12 protein-coding genes and 1 pseudogene are annotated in these 21,768 nt (G+C 37.4%); 7 read left to right on the forward strand and 6 right to left on the reverse strand.

What is annotated here, in order from left to right:
• Positions 1–22 precede the first annotated feature (22 nt).
• Positions 23–224 (reverse strand): annotated as a pseudogene (locus tag MKX80_RS19485) (UDP-N-acetylglucosamine 2-epimerase (non-hydrolyzing)); the annotation flags it as partial.
• Positions 225–481: 257 nt separating this feature from the next.
• Here MKX80_RS19485 and galU point away from each other — a divergent pair.
• Positions 482–1,360 carry a UTP--glucose-1-phosphate uridylyltransferase GalU gene (gene galU, locus MKX80_RS19490; protein ID WP_182069971.1) on the forward strand — a complete coding sequence of 293 codons (879 nt, stop codon included), beginning with the start codon at positions 482–484 and terminating at the stop codon, positions 1,358–1,360.
• A 67-nt stretch (positions 1,361–1,427) separates the two neighbouring features.
• Here the strand turns inward: galU and MKX80_RS19495 are convergent, their stop codons facing one another.
• Both MKX80_RS19495 and MKX80_RS19500 read right to left on the reverse strand, forming a co-directional pair.
• Positions 1,428–2,564, reverse strand: coding sequence for a CDP-glycerol glycerophosphotransferase family protein (locus tag MKX80_RS19495; protein WP_268342825.1), 1,137 nt, complete (start codon positions 2,562–2,564; stop codon positions 1,428–1,430).
• Between the two features lie 19 nt (positions 2,565–2,583).
• Positions 2,584–3,363: a WecB/TagA/CpsF family glycosyltransferase gene (locus MKX80_RS19500; protein ID WP_339228608.1), complete on the reverse strand. Its 780-nt coding sequence runs from the start codon at positions 3,361–3,363 to the stop codon at positions 2,584–2,586.
• 399 nt (positions 3,364–3,762) lie between these two features.
• On the opposite strand from MKX80_RS19500, the gene tagD reads away from it, so the two are divergent.
• From tagD to tagH, 6 genes are all read left to right on the forward strand, one after another.
• Positions 3,763–4,152 (forward strand): glycerol-3-phosphate cytidylyltransferase, encoded by a 390-nt coding sequence (gene tagD, locus MKX80_RS19505; protein ID WP_023857183.1) that lies wholly within the window; start codon positions 3,763–3,765, stop codon positions 4,150–4,152.
• Positions 4,153–4,339: 187 nt separating this feature from the next.
• Complete coding sequence (locus MKX80_RS19510) at positions 4,340–6,334, forward strand: alpha-glucosyltransferase N-terminal domain-containing protein (protein ID WP_339228610.1); 1,995 nt, start codon at positions 4,340–4,342, stop codon at positions 6,332–6,334.
• A 106-nt stretch (positions 6,335–6,440) separates the two neighbouring features.
• Positions 6,441–8,561 carry a CDP-glycerol glycerophosphotransferase family protein gene (locus tag MKX80_RS19515; protein WP_182069969.1) on the forward strand — a complete coding sequence of 707 codons (2,121 nt, stop codon included), beginning with the start codon at positions 6,441–6,443 and terminating at the stop codon, positions 8,559–8,561.
• 462 nt (positions 8,562–9,023) lie between these two features.
• Entirely contained in the window at positions 9,024–12,650 is a 3,627-nt protein-coding gene (locus MKX80_RS19520; protein WP_182069968.1) for a CDP-glycerol glycerophosphotransferase family protein, read from the forward strand.
• 257 nt (positions 12,651–12,907) lie between these two features.
• The gene (locus MKX80_RS19525) at positions 12,908–13,723 is read left to right on the forward strand and encodes an ABC transporter permease (RefSeq protein ID WP_182071108.1); all 816 of its coding nucleotides are present in this window, start codon (positions 12,908–12,910) and stop codon (positions 13,721–13,723) included.
• A gap of 20 nt (positions 13,724–13,743) precedes the next feature.
• Positions 13,744–15,336, forward strand: a complete 1,593-nt coding sequence (gene tagH / locus MKX80_RS19530; RefSeq protein ID WP_182069967.1) for a teichoic acids export ABC transporter ATP-binding subunit TagH — start codon at positions 13,744–13,746, stop codon at positions 15,334–15,336.
• An 88-nt stretch (positions 15,337–15,424) separates the two neighbouring features.
• On the opposite strand, the gene MKX80_RS19535 is transcribed toward tagH, so the two are convergent.
• The 3 genes from MKX80_RS19535 to MKX80_RS19545 form a co-directional block, all read right to left on the reverse strand.
• On the reverse strand, positions 15,425–18,058 hold the full coding sequence (locus MKX80_RS19535) for a glucosaminidase domain-containing protein (protein ID WP_182069966.1): 2,634 nt from the start codon (positions 18,056–18,058) through the stop codon (positions 15,425–15,427).
• 213 nt (positions 18,059–18,271) lie between these two features.
• On the reverse strand, positions 18,272–20,971 hold the full coding sequence (locus MKX80_RS19540) for a glycosyltransferase (RefSeq protein WP_182069965.1): 2,700 nt from the start codon (positions 20,969–20,971) through the stop codon (positions 18,272–18,274).
• A complete protein-coding gene (locus MKX80_RS19545; RefSeq protein WP_182069964.1) occupies positions 20,971–21,741 on the reverse strand; it encodes a hypothetical protein in 771 nt (256 codons plus the stop codon). Before MKX80_RS19545 ends, MKX80_RS19540 begins: the two co-directional genes overlap by 1 nt.
• Between the last annotated feature and the right edge of the window lie 27 nt (positions 21,742–21,768).

Here is a 21,768-nt window from a genome sequence, read left to right on the forward strand (position 1 = left end):
CATAGCATGCGGAGCTCGTTTTTTAATGTTCATAAAATGGAAGAGGCTTGTCCGGCCGATAGCCAAAACGATAAAGAATCTCGCCAACGATGCGCTTAGATGCGTTTCCGTCACCGTATGGATTTGAGGCTTTTGACATTCTTTGATACTCGTCAGAATCATTCAGTAGCTTCATTCGTTATGACCAGCTTTAACGTTCCGGTTTTTACACCTTCAGGCCTGTCATATCACCGTGTACGAAAACATGATCAGGACAAAGTTGGTCAAGTTTTGTCAGTGCATTTGAAGTATATCGGCCAATATGAAATCCATCAAGCACTTGATCAAGCAATTTGCCTGTACCGTGCAACATAAACCATTTAATCAACGTTTTTTCCTAAACAAACATACTCTGCTTTGTTCTATGATACGTGTGAAAATGCTCGAATTGTGGTAAAGTTTATTGTATGATCACATCCACTTTAAGGAAGGTGCTTTATTAATGAGAAAAGTAAGAAAAGCCATTATACCTGCGGCAGGTCTTGGAACCCGCTTTTTGCCGGCGACAAAAGCAATGCCAAAAGAGATACTCCCCATTGTCGACAAACCGACAATCCAGTACATAGTTGAGGAAGCAATCGACTCCGGTATTGAAGATATCATTATCGTAACCGGTAAAGGAAAGCGCGCCATCGAAGACCATTTTGACCACGCGCCGGAACTGGAACGTAATCTTGAGGAAAAAGGAAAAAAAGAGCTACTTGAAAAGGTTCAAAAAGCATCCAATATGGCGGACATTCATTATATTAGACAAAAAGAGCCAAAAGGACTCGGACATGCCGTATGGTGTGCGCGCAACTTCATCGGTAATGAGCCTTTCGCCGTTTTGCTCGGGGACGACATTGTTCAAGCTGAAACGCCGGGGCTTCGCCAGCTCATGGATGAATATGAGAAAACCCTTTCTTCCATCATCGGTGTTCAGCAGGTGCCTGAAGACGAAACACACCGATACGGAATCATCGATCCCCTCACAAAAGAAGGACGCCGTTACCAAGTGAAGAACTTTGTTGAAAAACCAAAACCGGGAACTGCCCCTTCCAACTTGGCGATCCTGGGCCGCTATATCTTCACTCCTGAAATCTTCATGTATTTAGAAAAGCAGGAAGTCGGAGCAGGCGGAGAAATTCAATTGACGGACGCGATTCAAAAATTAAATGAAATTCAGCGCGTTTTTGCATATGACTTTGAGGGCAGACGTTATGACGTCGGTGAAAAGCTTGGTTTTATTCAAACGACGCTTGAATTCGCTATGCAGGATCCTGAACTTAAAACTAAACTTGTTCCTTTTATAGAAAACCTTTTGAATAAAGAAGAAATATAATAACGCAAAAAACTGGCACACTCATATGCCAGTTTTTTAATGCATGCTAAACACTTCGGTTTGATTCTTATCTGCACAATTCATTAATAAAATTCAGCAGCTTCTTGCTGGAATCACCACTTGAATACTCATTCCACTCATTTGAAAACCGTTTAACCTCTTCATACGTATGGTGAATGTTCTTTAATTCGTTAAGAAGAATGTCGCGGTTGCGGCAGGCCTTCCCCGGGATCACCGCTTCATAGTCGTCAATCAAACCGCGTTTTTTATCGTACTCTTCAATATCATAGGTGTAAAACAGCATCGGTTTATCGAGCAGGGCGTACTCGAAAGGGATCGAGGAATAGTCTGATATCAGCACGTCACTTACATGCAGCAGATCTTTTAACGGAAGGTCTGAAACGTCTTTTATCATACCTTCATATTCTTCAAGTCTGATATTCTCACGGACAGCAGGATGCAGCTTAACCAAAAGCAAAAATTCTCCCTTTAAGTCTTTAGATAGCTGCTCTTTTGAAAAAGGGAGTTTCACACTTGTCATATTATAGTCTCTGTATGTCGGGGCATAAAGGATGACTTTTTGGTCCAAAGATTCATAAGGACGCGTCTCATCTTTAAAATATTGATCAGTCAAGGGAACTCCCGTCCGCAAAATGCGCTCATCCTTAACGCCGAATGAACGCTTGAAAATGTCCGCCATCTTTTCCGATCCGACGGTAATATAGTCAAATGAGGCGTATACTTTTTTAAACCTCTTGATATCTGCAGATGTTCTGCGGCAATTTCCGATATCCTCAAGACCGAACTTCTTCAGCGCGCCGTTCGCATGCCAAACTTGGATGCACTTTGTCTGCGGCCGTTTACGAAGCACACTTGTCAGCAAAAAATAATTATCCGTAATGACACATTTGCTTTTGAACATGCTATAAACGGCCCGCATCAAATGAAAGGGATTTTTTTCATTGATGAAGCATGATGACACAGACGGATATTCATTTGCAAGGGAAACCGCATGCCGTGTATAAAGCATTTCCAGTTCAAACGGACAGACCATTTCCTTATATTCATTTAGGAGCGCTCTTGCGTTATCCGGGAAGGAAACGAGAAGAACAGCTCTGTTTCGGGGTCTTACCCATGTCAGCATAAAGCTGACCATCGAAAGAACACCTGAATAAAACATGACAAACAAAGAACGTATCTTCATGATTCAACCTAATCTCTTTCTATGCATCAATTTGTTTTGACCGCTCTTTTACCTGTTCAGGATAGTAGCTCTGTTTTTGAACCCTTTCTTCTTTCAGAACGGTAAAAGCATATTTCGGGATATTCAGCATCCGCTTCCATCTTGAGGGATTTGTCACGAGTCGGTACAGCCATTCAAGGTTCAGACGAATCAGCAAGTTCGGCGCACGTTTTACCGTGCCGCTGAAAACGTCGAAGCTTCCACCAAGCCCGATTGCAATGGCCTTTGGAAACAGATGCTTATATTTATAAATAAACCTTTCCTGATGCGGGTAACCAAGGGCTACGAACACCATGTCAGGTTTGGCTTTCGCAATGTGTTTAGCAACCGCTTCTTTGTCATTTGCATAGCCGTCTGAACAACCGGCAATAGTGATGTCCGGGAATTCAGATGAGATACGGTCCACGACGGCTTGATTGACCTCTTTCTTCGCGCCGTACAAAAAGATCCTTTTCTTTTTGTCGTTGGCGATCTTCAGCAGGTTGATAAACACATCATAGCCTGCAATTCTTGATTTTAATCGCTTATTCGTCAGCTTTGACATCATCACGACGCCGATTCCGTCGGGCAGAATAAAATCCGCTGCTGACAACACGTCGCAGTAGCTGCTGTCTTTTGCTGCTGCATATCCGATTTCAGGATTGACGGTGGCTATATAAGCCCCAACCCGTCGATTAATGTATGATTTCTCAAGATGATGCAAAAAGCCGGATAAATCGGCGTTTACATATGACAGGTTATAAATACGCTCCGTTTGCAACATCAACTCCTCCTCCCGATTTAAAAGTTCAAATTTATGTTTAAACGAAATGAAAATGTCTTAGGAAAGTGGGTCAGCCCAAAAATCCCATTGGTCTAACGTATATTTTAACATAGATGATTCATAAAAGCTTAACAATAACTTTACAACAGATTAAGATTTTTTACGCTGTCTTCAGAAATCAGATGAAAAGAGATAAATCTTAAAACAAAATTTGGAATTTCATTTGCTATTTACAATGCTTAACGTTTAATAGGCAATGTGCTATAATAAATGATCAGTGAAGACATGCGGAAAAATTTTTTAGTGAAGAGTATACGTGTTTTTCGGATAGAGCAATTTTGAAAGTTAATCATAGTGGTTTGTGAAGTTATAGATTAGGAAGGAGAGTAATTTAACATGAAGAAAGTCATCACATACGGAACGTTTGATTTATTGCATTGGGGACATATCAAATTATTGGAGCGCGCCAAACAGTTAGGCGATTATCTTGTCGTAGCGATTTCAACGGACGAATTCAACCTTCAAAAACAGAAAAAAGCTTACCATAGCTATGAGCACCGCAAACTTATCCTGGAAACCATCCGTTACGTCGATGAAGTCATCCCGGAAAAAAGCTGGGATCAGAAAGTTCAGGATGTCATCGACCATGATATTGACGTTTTTGTCATGGGGGATGACTGGGAAGGAAAATTTGATTTCTTAAAAGAACACTGTGAAGTCGTCTACCTGCCAAGAACTGAAGGGATTTCGACGACGAAAATCAAAGAGGAAATCGCCGGCCTATAAATTCTGGCATTTTGCCACTGTAAGTTATATAATTCTTTCGAAAAGTACTTCTTATCTTTTTTTAAGAAGTACTTTTTGTTGAATTAAAATGAGAAGTTCGAATTGACAGCTTACAGTGAAAGGGAGAAAAAAATTGGGCGAAAAACAAAGTGATCCCTTGAAGAATGAGGGAATAGCTATTCCTAATATGACCTATTATTTTATTTCAGGAAATCTTCCTCACGATTATGGAGGATTGACAAAGTCGCTACTGCTACGTTCCAAGTTGTTCGGAAAATTATCTCAGACGCCTACAACCTTTTTAACATTTGGATTTGACAAGGAGTTTTCAACTAAAAAAAACCAGCTTTATGAAAATAAGAAAGTCCACCCGAAATTCACTCGAATTTTAAATATGTATAATGACTTTCTTAGCAAAAATACTAGTGGTCGCTTATTTTCTGAAAAAACCAGCTTAAACGAAATAAAAAATCACAATAAAAATCGTTTTTTTGCTAAATTCAGCAAAATTTTCCGCAAACAAAAAAACAACCTTAACTTTAGCTTTTACGAAGATGGAAAATCAATTTGTAGTATAGATTACTTGAATAATGAAAAAAAACGATTTAAAAGAGAAGAGTATACAAGACAAGGGTTATTGTGCCGTGTATCTTATTTTAATATAGAGACCGGCCGTTTGTACTGCCAGGAATTTATTAATGATAATAATTATGTTTATCTGGATAAACATTATGAGTTTTTCGAAGGTCAAAACGAGCTTCAACTGAAAAGTATTAACTGGTATTCAGAAAATGGCGTATTAAAGTTTTCCGATGAATCAGAATTGCGGCGGCATTGGATTGAAGTTCTTGAATTAGAGACAGATCACCCAAAGCTATTCCTGGTTGATAGTAGACGGCAAGATAAACATGTATTTAGAGTTAAGAAAGCAGCTTCCTCTTATTACGCTGCAATTATACACAGCAAACATTATGGAGATAATCCACTTCACGTAAAGCCGCGTTACCGAGAATTATTTAGTCATTTATATAATCTTGATGCAGTGTTTTTTATCACTGAAGAGCAGAAAGAAGATTTCCAGAGGATAGTCGGAGAGCATAAAACATTCTTCTATACTCCACATACAATGGACAAATCGCTTGATAAAAAGGTTTTAAAAATCCAAAGTGAAAAGAATAAAGCGGTGATCATTTCAAGATTAGTTGAATCGAAAAATCTGACTCATGCTATTAAAGCTTTTAAGCTTGTTGTAGATGAAATTCCTGAAGCCAGATTGGAAATTTTCGGTTCAGGAGGAGCGGAAAATAAAATAAAAGCGGAAATTGAAAGATGCAACTTGCAGAAAAACGTCTTTTTAAAAGGTTATACCAATAACCCAGATAACGAGTTTCAAAAGGCGTGGCTTACAATTTCAACATCTCATTTTGAAGGGTTCGGCCTTTCTAATATGGAGGCTCTCGGTAACGGTTGCCCTGTTGTTACTTACGACTATGACTACGGTGCAAGAAGCCTTGTTAAGGATAATGCAAACGGCTTCGTCGTCGAGAAGTATAATATTGAACAGCTTGCTGAAAAAATAGTTTTGCTTATGAAAAACGAAAAACTTCATGAAAAATTTTCGAAGTGTGCATTTGAGACAGCAGATAAGTATACGACAAAACATTATATGAAGCGTTGGTCTGACGCGCTTCAAAAAATGATTGAGGTCAAAAAAGAAAAACAAGAATTAAAAGGGACTTTCCCGAGCAAACAAGCGTTCTCTGTGAGAGAGCATAAAATAGATGAATCAAATTTGATCATTGAATTCAAGGCTCAGGTTCCGGTTGATGAAGGCTACAATTTAAAGCTTGTCGGGCTTGACAGAAGAAACAATGCCGTTGTTATATGCGCTTCTTCTCCTGAGAAACCCGTTTCAAGGTCAGATGTCTACGGATTTAATATTGATCTTAATCGACATTTTCATGTTAAAACAATTAGAGCAAATAACACTAAAACAATTGATTTTTATTTGGCTATCAGCAACCGTGAACAAGTTACAATATTAAAACGGCTGTCTGTTGACCAAGCAGAGATGCCCTCTCCTTTCTTAGTGGAAAAATATAAAGTTGAACCTTATATTACCGTAAAAGGCAACTATTCATGGACATTGCAAAAAGAGCCGGAGGATGCCCTCCTAAGGTAATCCCTGACAACTGTTTGATGCGGGATGAATATTCAGTTCATCTTATGTATAATAATCAGAAGATTATCTGTCGATGATTTTGAAAAAAGAGGAGTAGACTTATTTTATGGTTAAGGAAGTTCCAATAGAATTCAAATTAGTAAACCTGAAAATTGAGGATTGGCAGCTTCTCCTCGATTTCTCTTTAGATCATTCAGTATCCGCCGATAATATCAGTCTGTTGGCAGTGAACCGCAAAACAAAAGCGGAGCTGCCGGCTTTTTGTGAAAGGATAGACAAAGAAAAAGCAATATACCGTGCAGAACTTCATTTAACTGCCCTTTCTAAACACGTCGAAGACAGAGGATGCATCGACTTCTACGTAGTAATCCGTGAAGCGGAAGCTGACCTTTTAAAGAAAAGAATACAGACGAAGTTTCAGCCAATTGAACTATCTTGGAAATGGGATGAGCAAAAGCAGGTATTTTTCCTTCCCTATACAACCAAGAAAGGAAATCTCTCATTAAAAGTTCTGCCCCAAAAAACAATAGCTGAAATAACTGATATCGATCTAAACACTGATGGAGAACTCACCCTTGCAGGATACGCTTTTTTGCTAAATGAGGATGGAAAGGTAACTGCCAAGCAAAGATGCCTTATTCTAAAAGAGGTCGGCGATGCCGAAGAGAAAAAAATTTTCGAATACCCATTAGAGGATGATGAAACAGCAAACTTTAAGGTACACATCAATCTCAAAAAGCTTTATGAAGAAAACGCTATGCCTGTCATGTTCCAGTTTCACATCGAATTTATCGGTGAAGACCCTGAAACGGGCGAAAAAGCTATCAAGAGAACAAAACCGCTAATGCTGAAAAACAAAACGAACCCGCAAAATAGCCAGTTTACGGTCATTGAAACGGAAAAAGGCCCGGCGCGTTTTCATGTCTACCCGCAAAAGAAAAAGAGATGTATGCGCTTAAGAATGAATGATTATACATTTAAAACAAGGGCTGTTTATTTCGTTGTTGGGAAAAAGAACCGGACTGTTTCCTTTTTCCGCAGGAGAAAAAATAAGCTAAAGAAAAAGATAGGCAACGGCTTGAAAAAAGCGTATTATTTCTCCTTTAGACTGGCCGGAAAATTACCAGTGAAAAAGAAGACCGTTATCTTTGAAAGCTTCGCCGGAAAACAGTACAGCTGTAATCCGCGCGCGATTTACGAATATATGACAGAGAACAAACCGGATTACGAAATGTATTGGAGCGTAAATCCGGATTACACGGATATCTTTGAGGAAAAAGGCATTCCTTACATCAAAAGGTTTACCCTGAAGTGGCTGTTTGCCATGGCAAGAGCCGAATATTGGGTTGTAAACAGCCGCATGCCTTTATGGATTCCAAAGCCGAAGCACACCACATATCTTCAAACATGGCACGGCACACCGCTGAAACGTCTTGCCGTCGATATGGATGAAGTGCATATGCCTGGCACCAACACGGAAAATTACAAAAAGAATTTCACGACGGAAGCATCAAAATGGGATTATTTGATCTCACCGAACGCATATTCTACCGAAATCTTTGCCCGTGCATTCCAATTCAATAAAACGATGATCGAATCAGGCTATCCGAGAAACGATTTTCTCCACACGGACAACAATGCCGAAACGGTTCGCTCATTAAAAGAGAAAATGAAGCTGCCGGCTGACAAAAAAGTGATCATTTATGCGCCGACATGGCGTGATGATCAGTTTTATAAAAAAGGAAAATACAAATTTGACCTTGATTTGGATTTGGCGAAAATGAGACAGGAAATTGGCGATGACTATGTGATCGTGCTCAGGATGCACTACTTGGTTGCCGAAAACTTCGACCTTGAGCCATACCAAGGTTTTGCATACGATTTCTCATCCTATGAGGACATCCGCGAGCTTTACATGGTGTCTGATTTGCTGATCACGGACTACTCTTCCGTCTTCTTTGATTTTGCGAATTTGAAGCGTCCGATGATTTTCTTTGTTCCCGACATTGAAACGTATCGCGACAAGCTGCGCGGCTTCTACTTTGACTTTGAAAAAGAAGCTCCAGGCCCGCTCGTCAAAACGACGGATGCCGTCATCGAAAAGATCAGGGAAACGGAAGCACCCGGCTATCGCCTGGCTGATATATTTGAGCCTTTTTATCAGAGGTTTTGCTACTTGGAAGAGGGCAGATCGTCTGAAAAAGTAGTAGAGAAGATTTTTAAGTAGTAAAAAAAGCCACTGTATAATACAGTGGCTTTCAACCTAAAGGTTAATAAAAAATGATGGAACTTTCTTAAACTGATCAGTTAGCCATTGAATAACTGTTGACAAAATAAATAGTCTTAACTTTTAAACAAACTTATGCTATTATAAGTTCTACCATAAAGATCTTCAATAGTCAAAAAATCTGGTTTCAAAATAGCGAAATACTATCTATGAGGTTTACATTGAATTTAAAGTTGCAGTTTTTTATTAGAAGTGATGTTTGTTACTTCTTTTTTTCTTGTCAATCATCAACATATCCAAATTTCACTCTATACTGAGACGTTTATATATATCAATATAAGGGTTGGAGGGCACATAAATGCTTAAGGTGTGAAAATTACAGTAAATGCTTAATTTAATGACATGAAGGTTACATAAAGAATACCTCTGTAATATTGAAGGAGCAAGGAGATACGAGAACGAATGAATAAAAAAATTTTGAAAAGAAAAGTCAAATTTATTAAAGATCCTCTCGAAAACTATTTGAAGAAAACAAATCATAGAAGAAATAATCAGTATGCTAAATTTTACGAAAAGCTGAATGTTATTGATCACACAATATTATACGAAAGCCGTGATGGAAAGAGCATTACTGACAGCCCTTTTGCGATTTTTAAATACTTAACAAAAAATCCGGAATTTAAGGATTACAAGCATATTTGGTCAGTAGAAGATTTTAATGCACTTGAACCTGTTATTTCGAAGTATAAAGATATGCCGAATGTTGAATTTGTTAAAAGAAATTCAACGCAATATTTAAAGTACTTAGCCTCAGTAAAATATTTGATTAACAACTCCACTTTTCAGTCATTTTTCACATGTAAAAAAGAACAAGTGTATATCAATACATGGCATGGAACACCGCTCAAAAGCATGGGTTTTGATATTCCGGGGAATCCCGCGCATTCGCAAAATGTTGTAAGGAATTTTATCAGTACAGATTATTTATTAAGTCCCAATAAACATACTACAAATATGTTTGTCAACAGTTATAAACTAAAAGGGTTGTACACAGGCGAAATTATTGAAGAAGGCTATCCAAGAATTGATTTGACACTTAATACAGTTCCTGAAAACTTCAAAAGGTTTCTGAAGGAATTGGATTTACAGATTGAGACTGAAAAGAAAACAATTTTATACGCCCCAACCTGGAAAGGGACAAGTGTCTCAAAAGTAAAAAATGATGTATTTCAAATCGTAGCAGACATGAATTATCTGGAAGACAAAATTGGTACTGAATATAATATTCTTATAAAAGTTCATCCTTTCTTATATAGTACGGCTGTCAAATCAGAAGAACTTAAAGGAAAACTTGTTCCAGATTTTGTGGATACAAATCAGCTGTTAAGTACTATTGATATACTGATAACAGATTATTCCAGCATATTTTTTGATTTTCTCGTTACCAACCGACCAATTTTGTTTTACATGTGGGATGCAGATGATTACAACGAACAAAGAGGAAAGTATATAAAAAATGAAGACCTTCCGGGTCCGGTTTTATATAACGTTAGGGAACTAACAGAGGCAATCGAAGATATAAATAAAGTGAGTTCGGAATTTGAACAAAAATATCAAGAAAACAAAGCGAAATTCACAAATTATGACGACGGAAATGTTACAAAAAGAGTTGTTGATAAGATTTTCAAAAATAGCGGGCAAGTAAATGTGATAAAAGATCTGAATAAAGGAAAAGAAAAGATTCTCATATACCCCGGCGGAATGAAGAATAACGGTATTACGACTTCTTTCATTAACTTAATGAGTAACATCGATTTTGAAAAATATGATGTGAGCTGTTTTATGGCAACACCCCATCAGAAAGAAGTGCTCAATAATATCGACAAGGTGAATAAAAATGTCAGATTCATATTTAAACCTGGTTTGCCTGTCTATACATTATCAGAGGTATACAAAGACAAACTGATTCATAATAGGGGTGCAAAGGGAAGACTTAAAGAGCTATATCCAAATGATGCTTATGTAAGAGAGCACCAAAGACTGTTTGGAAAATCCAAATTTGATTATGTCATTGACTTTAGTGGTTACAGTTTATATTGGGCCAAGTTCCTAGTTTGCGCAGATGCAAAAAAGAAAATTTGCTATATGCACAATGATCTTCTATCAGATAGTGAGAGATTAGTTAACGGGCGTCGCCCGCATAGAATCAATTTAAGAGGGCTATTCTCGATCTATAACAAATTTGACAAATTGGTAAGTGTTTCAAAAGGAACAATGGAACTAAATAAAAAAAATCTATCCATTTATGCTGATGAGGATCATTTTGATTATATTATGAACTCTATTAATCCCGAAAGAATTCTAGGGATTGAGCATACTGAATCAGATTCTGCGAAGTCGGTGAACCCCCATGAGAATGGATCCAAGAATCATGTTGACATCGTGGATAATAAAAGGTTTAAAGCAAGAGCAAAGATTGTAAATGCCGATGGCTTCTTTGTTGTAAATACCTTAATTGATAAGGCAAATACCAGACTCACTCCAGCTAAGGAATTTGAAAATGAGGAAGTCTTGATATTAAGAGAAGCCCATACAAATGACGGAAGAATACTATATAAATTGAGTATCAACGGCAGTACCATCGGATGGCTGGAAGAAGGTGCTCTTGAAATATTGCCGGACAGTATATTGACTGAAAAAGAAGTGAATAGACTGGCGATTATTCAGCACCCTAAAGGAAACGACATCTGGAATAAGCCATACAAAGTTTTAGATGTTGAAAAAGTAAGTTCGAGCAAAGAATATAAAGGAATTATTGTTGAGGTAGACAAAGAGGTTAGAACACAGCACTCTTTCTATAGCAGAATATACATTAATGATGTTTTGATAGGATGGATTGACAGTTCAGCATTGAAAATTGTAAAAGAGTATGAATTGGATAGTGAATGTGCGGATGAACAGCAGTCAATTATAAATAAGGAAAAAAATAAGATTAAACTTAAAAACTACAAAAAACATTCTGATATCATCCAAGGGCTGGACAACAGAACATTAGAGGAAAAAACGTTGAACTTGTTAGCAACGATAACAAGTGGAGAAGACTACATGATTTGGTCTAAGGCGTATCCCAATAATGGCTGCCAAAAAATATCGACTGCTGAAGAGTTCGACGGTTTAATTGCAAAAGTCATAAAGAGTCATAAAACGAAAGAAGGCACGTACTATCTTTTCTCAATAGATGAAAAAGTCATCGGATGGTTGGACTGTAATGCTTTTAAAACTATAGACGAGACAGTCGTTATAGAGGAGAAGCAAGTAGAATATGAGGCCCAAATCAATTTAGGTGACACGGAATTTATTTTTAACAAGCCATATGATGTAAAAGGTTGCAGTATAATAGAGGATTATAAAAAATTCAATCATAAAGAAGTAAAAGTCGTTGAAGAGGCAACAACGCAGCATGGTACTTATTGCAAAGTTATTTATCATGATAGAGAGCTAGGGTGGATAGAGCGCAACGCTTTAGAGAAAGTTGAACCTCTTGGTTTAAAGGTTGGAAAAACTTTAATTCCTTATCCATCAGAAAGCGACTTCAATTTTGTCAATATGGGGAGACTCTCTCCAGAAAAGGCTCAGGATAACCTTATCAAGGCTTTCCATACACATGTTCAAACTTATCCAAACAGTAAGTTATATATTTTAGGCGAAGGCCCTTTAAGAAAAGATCTTCAACAATTAATAATCGATTTGGATCTGGAAGAGCATGCATATCTAGTTGGCCAGCTAGACAATCCATTCGGCTTTTTGAAGATGTGCGATTGCTTTGTTCTGTCTTCCCATTATGAAGGACAGCCGATGGTATTACTAGAAGCGATGACGCTAGGAATGAAAATTTTGGCGACTGATATTGTTGCGAATAGAACGGTATTAGAAAACGGAAAATACGGAACTTTAGTTGAAGACAGCGTTACCGGACTTGAACAAGGCTTAGTTAAAGTACGAACCGAACCTGTAGATAGCTCACAGTCTTTTGATTACATTGAATATAATAAAACAGCTATGAATTCCTTCTATAAAGTTTTGAGTTAACGAATGTTGAGGCGAACGCCTCAACATTTTAATTATTATAGTAGATATTGTGAAACAGCAATTGCTAAAAAGAATTAGCAAATTGTATAGAAAGATGATAATGGTTGACAAAAAAATTTTTCGAATCGGTTTAATCTGGATATACTGGAAAATGCGATTTTGAGTCGATGTCAAAAGTGAAAAAAAGCGCGTGATCTGTTACAATAATGAGCGGTGCTATAAAAAAAGACAAAACTTTAACTCTAAGGAAGATTAGAATGAATGCTATGGTAAAAGTTCTTAAAGAAGTATTTTCTTCGCTTCCGCTGATTATGCGGCTGGCGGTTTATGAAACAAAGTCAAAGTATCAAATGAATTATTTAGGGGTTGTTTGGCAGTTTTTAAATCCGTTAATACAGATTTTAGCTTATTGGTTTGTTTTTGGAACTGGAATAAAAGGCACCAGGGCAGATATCGACCACTATCCGTTTATTATTTGGATGCTTGCCGGCATCATCCCATGGTTTTTTATCAGCCCGACAATTCTTGACGGATCAAACAGTGTTTTCCGAAGAATTAATTTAGTATCAAAAATGAATTTTCCGGTTAGCTCTCTGCCTGCCGTTGTTATTGCTTCCAACTTATTCAGCTACTTTGGGATGACGTTGATCTATATTTTTATACTTATAGGAAGTGGATTTTTTCCCACGTTGCATTGGCTGCAATATTTTTATTATTTGTTCTGTATGATTGCGTTTATGTTTTCATTCAGTTTGCTTAACTCGACAATCAGTGTCTTGGTGAGAGATTATCAATTTTTGCTTCAAGCCGGGACAAGGCTGCTGTTTTTCCTGCTCCCGATTTTTTGGGATGTATCACACGCACTGGCCAACAGGCCGCATGTATTGGCGATTCTTAAATTAAATCCGCTCTTTTATATAATAGATGGCTTTAGAAACAGCTTTTTAAACGGCCATTGGTTTTTTGAGGATGTTAAATACACATTATATTTCTGGGTCTTCACATTGCTGTTATTGACAGTGGGTTCAATATTGCATATGAAATTTAGGGATAAGTTTGTTGACTTTCTTTAATATAGTAAGGAGATTATACGATGAAACTAAAAGTTTCGTTTCGAAATGTTTCAAAAAAGTATCATCTATATGAGAAACAGTCTGATAAGATAAAATCACTGTTCTTGCCGAACAATAATGATAAGGGTTTTTATGCCATACGAAACGTTTCCTTTGATGTATATGAAGGGGAAACGATTGGCTTTGTCGGCATCAACGGTTCCGGCAAATCGACGATGTCGAATTTGCTGGCGAAGGTCATTCCTCCGACAAGCGGGGAAATTGAAATGAATGGCCAGCCTTCCCTCATTGCGATTGCTGCGGGATTGAACAACCAGCTTAGCGGGAAGGATAACATCAGGCTTAAATGCTTGATGATGGGGCTGACCAACAAGGAGATTGATGAGCTTTACGATCAAATCGTCGAATTTGCTGATATTGGGGATTTCATCAATCAGCCAGTCAAAAGTTATTCAAGCGGGATGAAATCACGCCTTGGTTTTGCGATATCAGCTCATATTGATCCCGATATTTTAATTATTGATGAAGCATTATCGGTCGGTGACAAAACCTTTTATCAAAAATGTGTTGATCGAATAAAAGAATTTAAAAAGCAAGGAAAAACGATTTTTTTCGTCAGCCATTCCATCGGCCAAGTTGAAAAAATGTGTGATCGCGTTGCCTGGATGCATTATGGGGAAATGCGGATGTTTGACGAGACAAAAAAAGTTGTCAAAGAATATAACGAGTTTATTGACTGGTTCAATAAACTTTCTAAAACGGAAAAGAAAAAATATCAACTGGAACATGTTGAAGAACGTAAAAAGGAACAAAAAGAAGAAAGAAAAAGCCGTTATTCAAAAAGAAATCCAAAAGCGGTCACCAATATGATTCAAATTGCTTTCCTTTCAATTTTACTAGTAGCATTGGCAGCCACGATGTTTGTGAGTACTCCGCTAAGAACAATTGCTTCTTTCGGAGCGATTCCAGGGCATGACGCTAAAAAATCCGAAGAGCAGCAAACCGAATTAAAATCTGAAAGTTTAACAAAAGTAAATCAGCCCGCATATGTCAAATCAACGGAGATTTCAACTTACGGGGATCAATCTTTAAAACAGGAAAAACCCGCTTCTTTGACATTTGGAACAAAAGTGACGCTTGTAGCGCAGAATTCCAAAGTTGCACAAATCAAATTAAACGGCAAAAACTATTTTATGAAAAAGAATGACCTATTATTGACAAAAGATTTAAAAAACGTTTCATTGACTGCAAATGCTTTTTCACCTTATTTTTCAGAAACAGCAAAGTCATCCTACCAGTATTTTCTTTCATTTTTAGGTGAAGAGGAACAAAACTTGCAGAAACTTCGGGGAATAAAGGAAGCCAAATTTGATGGTGGAGGTAGCGGCCTTCAACTGGAGTATGAAAAGGTCGACTATGTGGTGGAAAAGCATAAAGCAGCGGCTATCGTGTTCCATGACCTTAAAGTTGTTGAACCGGCTTCTCTTTCTCTCTCTGATGATGAATTCAGTTTTGACAAAGACCATAAGCGATACTTTTTCAAAACTAAGAAACAGCTGTTTGTAGTCGATAACGAGAACCACACATTAATGATAAAAAATGATGAAATATAATCTTTAAGCCATTATGATGTTTCACATGCTTTTTTAAAACTTGTAAAAAAAGAGACCATTCGCATTGTAGCGTCTGATCTCTTTTTTCCTATTTATACTTAGGAATGTCATAATATAACGTATAGTTATCCAGCAGCGTATATAAACTGTACATCCGATTCACTTGTTTATAAGCCCAGCCGATATCTGTTGCATATTGGTGGCTGGCCGTTGGGGCCCACCTCATTTTAAACAGTGTATCCTGCTGAAAGCCGCTTCTGTGAATATAGTTTTTGCCGATCAATTCGGCTCCGCCGATGATTGCCTTTTCGGGAGTATCCCACCCCTGCTCATAGGCTGTTCTTGATCCGCACTCCAACGGACAAGAATCATATGCACCATATCCGTACACATTGTAAACCGTTTTTCCGTTATATTTGACACCTTTGGCTAATTGAGAAGTTCCATTTCCAGTTTCCAAAAGAGCATGAGAGATCAAATACAGTTCATTAATGCTGTATTTTTTAGATGCCTCAACAAAAGCTGCTCCTTTTCCTTCAAGAATTCCCTTACCTTTTAATATTTTGCTGTTAATTTCACTGGCTGATAGACCTGCATATTGAGACAGTTTCAAAAACTGGAAGTAATATTTGCTATCCATTGAAAAGTTATTCGGATTAATATAATATGCGGTCTCAACTTCACTTGCATTTCTCCAGCCCATGTTAATTTTTGCCCAATTCCCTTCAGTGCCGACAATACTGACTCTATAACCTTTATTTAGCATACCTATAATGTTATTGCTAGCCACTTGCGGAGAAGATCTTACATTTAGGTAGTCTGCCGTTACGGTACTGTTGGCCGTATTGATATAAGAAAGCGATACATAGCCCGGAGAGTCTGTCTGCGGGTTGACGCTCATTTGCTTTTTCAGCATTTCTGCAAGGGTAAGGCCATAACTTGTATACATGATTTGAGGGCCGTCTTTTGTTTTGACGATGTTGACAGTCCATCCAAAATCCTTTTTAATTTTATCAGCTGTTGCAGAAGCATTGTTATATCCTTGGATATTATCTAATACGATTTTATAAAGGTATTGGCGTTCGCTCGTATAACTGCTCCACCACCCTTTTTCCTTAAAGAATGACTGAGCTTTAAGCAAGTCATTATAAAATAGATTCATTCCGGTTTCAATTCTATAGCTAGAATATCCGGTTTCTCCAGTGTTAACGATTTTCGCCCACCAATTATTTTTCTGGAAGAATTCCAGTCCTTTTTGAGCTTGTGTCTTTCCCAATACTTGATTAGATACTACCTGATATGAGGAATATCCGGTTTCTCCAGTCTTTTTATAGCTTATATACCAGGAATTCTTTTTGAAGAAATCCAGACCTTTGTTGACTTGATCCATGCCAAGCACCGGATTAGAATATATTTTGAAGCTGGTATAGCCTTCTTTTCCCGTATCTCGATAGCTCACATACCAATTATGTGATTTAAAAAATGCTAAAGCTTTATCAAGCAGAGATTTTCCAAGAATCGGATCAGAGTATATTTTAAAAGTTTGATATGCCTCTTCCCCGTTTTCTTTATATGACACATACCAGGAGTTCTTTTTAAAGAATTCCACCCCTTTATTGAGGGTATCCATTCCCAGCACAGGCTCGGAAACGATTTTGTATCGTTCATACGTCTGTTTATCGCTTTTTTGCGTTGAAAACCACCATTTTTTTTCTGTTAAATACTTCTGAGCCTTTTCAGCATCTGTAGATTTGAGATTATTAAATACAATTCTATAAGATGTTGAATTTGGCACTTGTTCATATTCAGCAGTTAGATTGGTAGCCTCTTTGATTTCCTGAATATACTTTTTCACGACAGACACATTGCTAAACCCGCCGGTTTTAATATTGAAGTATGCGACTGGATCACCGGCAGGCTCTACATTTCCTTTTATGCCTGTCTCACTCTCAAATTTCTCAAGATTGTTTTTTGTGACAGACTCGCTGCTGAAACCGCCGCTTGTCAGTATATAATATTTATCAGGATCGCCGACAGGCTTATAAGTTGCATTGATTCCAGTTTGTTTTTTGAAATCACTTAAAATGCTCTTCACTTTCGATTCGCCCTTGAACCCGCCGCTTGTCAACGTATAATACTTCTCAAGATCTCCAGTCGGCTTATAAGTTGCATCGATTCCAGTTTGTTTTTTGAAATCACTTATAATAGACTTGACTTTTGACTCGCTCACAAAACCGCCGCTAACCAATTGATAATAATAGTCTTTGGTTGTACCGTTCGGTACAACCGATGCAGAAATGCCGGTCGACTTTGTAAAAGATTGAGCTACCGACTCCGTTTTCGACTTGGTTGGAAACCCCCCGCTTGACACGTAGTAGTAATAATCTTTTGATCCGGTGGGAACATAGTCGGCGTTTAATCCTGTGGCCTTTTTAAACTCAGCTACATTTGACTTGACACGAGATTCAGTTGGAAAGCCACCCGAATACAAGTTATACACATTTTTATAATCGCTAGTTTTTTGATATGTCGCATTCCAGCCGGTGCTTGTTCTAAGCTTTTGCAGGTTCTTTTGTGCATCTTCCAGTCCAATAAATGCGGCCGTCGTTTCTACTTTATATGTAGAATTATCAGTATAACCTGAAGACTTATTGATGAAGAGCGAGCTCATCATTCCGATAAAAAGTATAACTACAGCTAATTTTAAAGATACTTTTCTCACTTATTTCCTCCTTTCTTCTTTGATTATTCTAATCTTTCACTTTCTTTTATCGGCCGACAAAAGAATTTGTTTAGCCGACAAATACGAGTATATCAAAATTTCGAGCAATCTCTATTGCTTATTAAAAAATAGGAAGAAAACCGCGACAATAGTCTCAAAACTGGTTTTCTTATGTAAAAGCACATTTTCAGCCCATCCTTCAAAAGCTTCCCTTTAAGCTTCTGAATTCAGCAAATTTAAAATATCTTCGTCTTTCCAATTCATTCCTTCATAGAGCTTCAATATTTGAAGTAGAAGTTCTTTTGCTTCATCTTTTTCTTCTTCCTTCACCATGGATAATTTGGTCATATACCAATTTTTAACATAGTTTTCCAATCTAATATTCTGATAGTCTTCCAAAAGGCCTTTTTTCTTAAGCCAGTCAATCCTTCCTTTTTCAAGAAGAACATACCGTTCAAAAAATCTCTTATTAATATTGTTTACTGAAGAATTTTCTACCATTGCATAGTAAATATGAATAGGTAAATCAATGACTTTAAACGCCTTTGAAGAAAGAATCATTTCATGGAAAACGAGTGTATCCTCACCTATTGCACCTTCAACCATCTTAATCCCGGAGTCTATAAGCCATTCTCTATTAGCGACAAGTGCCTGGATGCTCATTGCCTTAAAATATGTTTTTTTAAGAAATTCCTCATGCGGCCCTTTACGGGATGCCTTCCCATTATTGAAGCCCATCATTGTTTTATAGTAGGAAAACAGCTGTTCTTGATCTGATAAACGCACCATATCTCCAATTACCATGTCAAACGAAGATCTTTTAGCCTCATTTAGAAGAATAGCATATCCGTCATTTATTGCTTCATTATCTGGATCGAGATATGTTACCCATTCAGAGGTTGACAGTTCCAGCCCTTTATTTCTTGGCCTAGAAGCACTTCCGCTTCCCCCCTGTGGATAAAAATGCGTTTTTACATTGGGATACTTTTCTTGAAGTCTTTTTGCGACATAAGGTGTATACTCATCCGTTGATCCGTCATCAACGATAATAATCTCCATATCCTCAAATATGCTGCTCCTGGAAAGACTCTGAAAACATTTATATCTTAGATGCTCTCCATTATTATAGGTCGGAATAATAACCGAAAGCTTATAGGACTTGCTGTTTTTCTTCGACTCACGTTCTGGAGCTGTGAATATCTCTAAAGGATCGACACTGTATCCGTTTAAAAGCTCTCCTGATTGTATATCTTTTAATTCTTGCCACTCAAACGAATCTCTCCAGAACAATGTACGAAAACGGTCTTTCATTTCGTTTACAAAGTGATGTTCAACACCGGATACATATTCTTGCGGCGAACGATAGTAAGCATCTTTTGTAATAAAATCCGAATCCGTGTATTTAAAACCATTGACCATATCCTCAAGATAATATTCTCCGTAATGGTAATCGCTGCTGAAAAATGCAACCATATCATACCCTGCATAAATCTGTTCATTCACATCTTTTTCTAATATGAATGTCTTGTATTTATAAGATTGACGATTAAACTGCTCTCTCATTTCAGATGTATCTTCTTGTGCAACTACAAGCACCTTTTTATTGAATTCATATTTTTCAAGACCTGTAATCCCCGCTATTTTATTCACTCTGTCAAAGGCCGTTTCGCCATTCAGCACTTTTCTGACGCCGTGCATCTGCAGTTCATAAATTTCTTTAGCAGATAATGAGTTTAAGTAACCTGTCAATTCTTCTTTAGAAGGAGCCAGAAAAACGTTTGGATATTTACTGTTTATTCCGATACTGTAGTTGGACAGCACAACCGTTCCCATTGCCTGCAGCTCATATACCCGGTTTGCAAACATCGTATTGCTGTCTTTTACAGAATTTAAATTCAGGGTAAAGTCATACATTTTATGAATCTTTTGCAACGTTTTATGATCTGTCTCCGGGACTACATAAGGAACATATTCCTTAGGATAAAAATGGGCCGGGAGCTGCAATGAAAAATTACGGTCTATGATGGTCAATTCACGGTCCGCATTTAATACGCCGTCAAAAAGAATCCGACTGTCATGCTGTCTACTTGGATACTTGTGGTACCACGATCCTGCAAACAGTATATCCTGCCTTCTGAACATTCTTGTTCCAATTGGGTTATGATAGATTGGGTTGACCCCAAACTCCAATACGTCAAATGTTTTTGCAGAAGGACAATCCCTTCGGTAATCATCAAGGACCTCTTGGCATGTAGTAAAAATATGATCCGCTTGCTGAGCCAAGTCTATATAATACTGATAGTTAACCGGGTCTTCTTTTGAATAAAAGACTATCGGAATATGTTTATTTCTGTAAAACCCAATAATACTCCGGATTCGATCCCGTATTTTTTTAATTTTTGGATTCCCAAGGCCTTTCCATGTCCCATCAAGTCCTCTCCAAGCGGTGGCAAGTATAAAAACGTCGATTTTGTCGCCAAAGTTTTTGTAGTTTTCATACGTTATATAATGAAAGTCCGCGGCGTCTTCCAAACTTTTAAATAAGAATTCATCTGCAATGATTCCTATTTGAAGATCAAGTTTCTTGTAATACCTTGAACCATTGCTCTCAGGAAGTTGTTTAATTTGTTCCTGAATTTCATCATAATACCCTTTTTTGTGGTTTTCATCCAAAAACTTCAAATAGGATTCTTTTTCCGTTTGCGTCATGATATTGTTTTGACTAGAAACAGGGGTGCTTTTAGCCGTTTGGCTATTTCTTAAGCTTGAAAGCTTATTTTTTCTAGAATTTAAAACAGATAAGCTCTTTTTGCTGTTAAATTCGTTTAGAGCAGCCCTATCCACCTCGATTTCTTTTGTTAATCTATTTACTTTTTGTTTTATGGTCATCAGACGTTGGTCAATATTCGACATCAACGATTACCTCTTCTTTTTCTAATTTTCCAATATAAAAGGGTTAAGCGTCCAAGTTTTGATGAAGAAAGTGCTTGATAGCGTTTCTCCAGATACTTTGTTTGCTTGTCCATCTTCTTTTGCTGCTGCAGTAATTTTTCTTCTTTTTTATATGCACCAACAAGCTCTTTCTTTAGAGCAGCTACTTCACTCAAAAGCGAAGATATCTGTTTTTCGTATGGCTGAACTTTCTTTTTGTCATGAAGATTAAGGGTATCGATCACATTGCATATTGCCTCTGAAATATCGCTTACGGCCGTGTCTTTTGAATGTTCTAATTTCAACCCAAGCCACTTATTCCCTCTGTGAACTTTAACGTGCAATCCAAGCTGAAAAGATTTTATGACCAATTTTAGGAGATGCTCTAAATTTAGATCTTTTATAAAAGTCCATAGCACGAAGCTTCCGTTCGATGATAAATATGGAGTGAGCCGTTCAATATATCTTTCTGCATCAAATACGACTTTTAGAAGATCTCCCAGTAGAATAGTGTCAAAAGTTTCAACATTTACTTCTCTCTCTTCTTCAAGGTCATTTCTTAAATACATCACTTTTTTTCCAATAGCAGACAAGTATTCGTCGCCTAGATTACTTGATTTTATTGCAATTAAAACTCGATCCCCTACAGCTGTTGTATATTCCCATTTTATTGGATTATTATCGTCTAATTTTAAAAACTCGGTGGCTTTTTCGTCTTCATTCGGAGCTGTTTCTGAAAAAACAGGTTTCAAATCATTCTTCCTCCCTTTCTGTATAAG

This window comes from Bacillus sp. FSL K6-0972, from assembly GCF_037976035.1.
Taxonomy (GTDB): Bacteria; Bacillota; Bacilli; order Bacillales; family Bacillaceae; genus Bacillus; species Bacillus haynesii.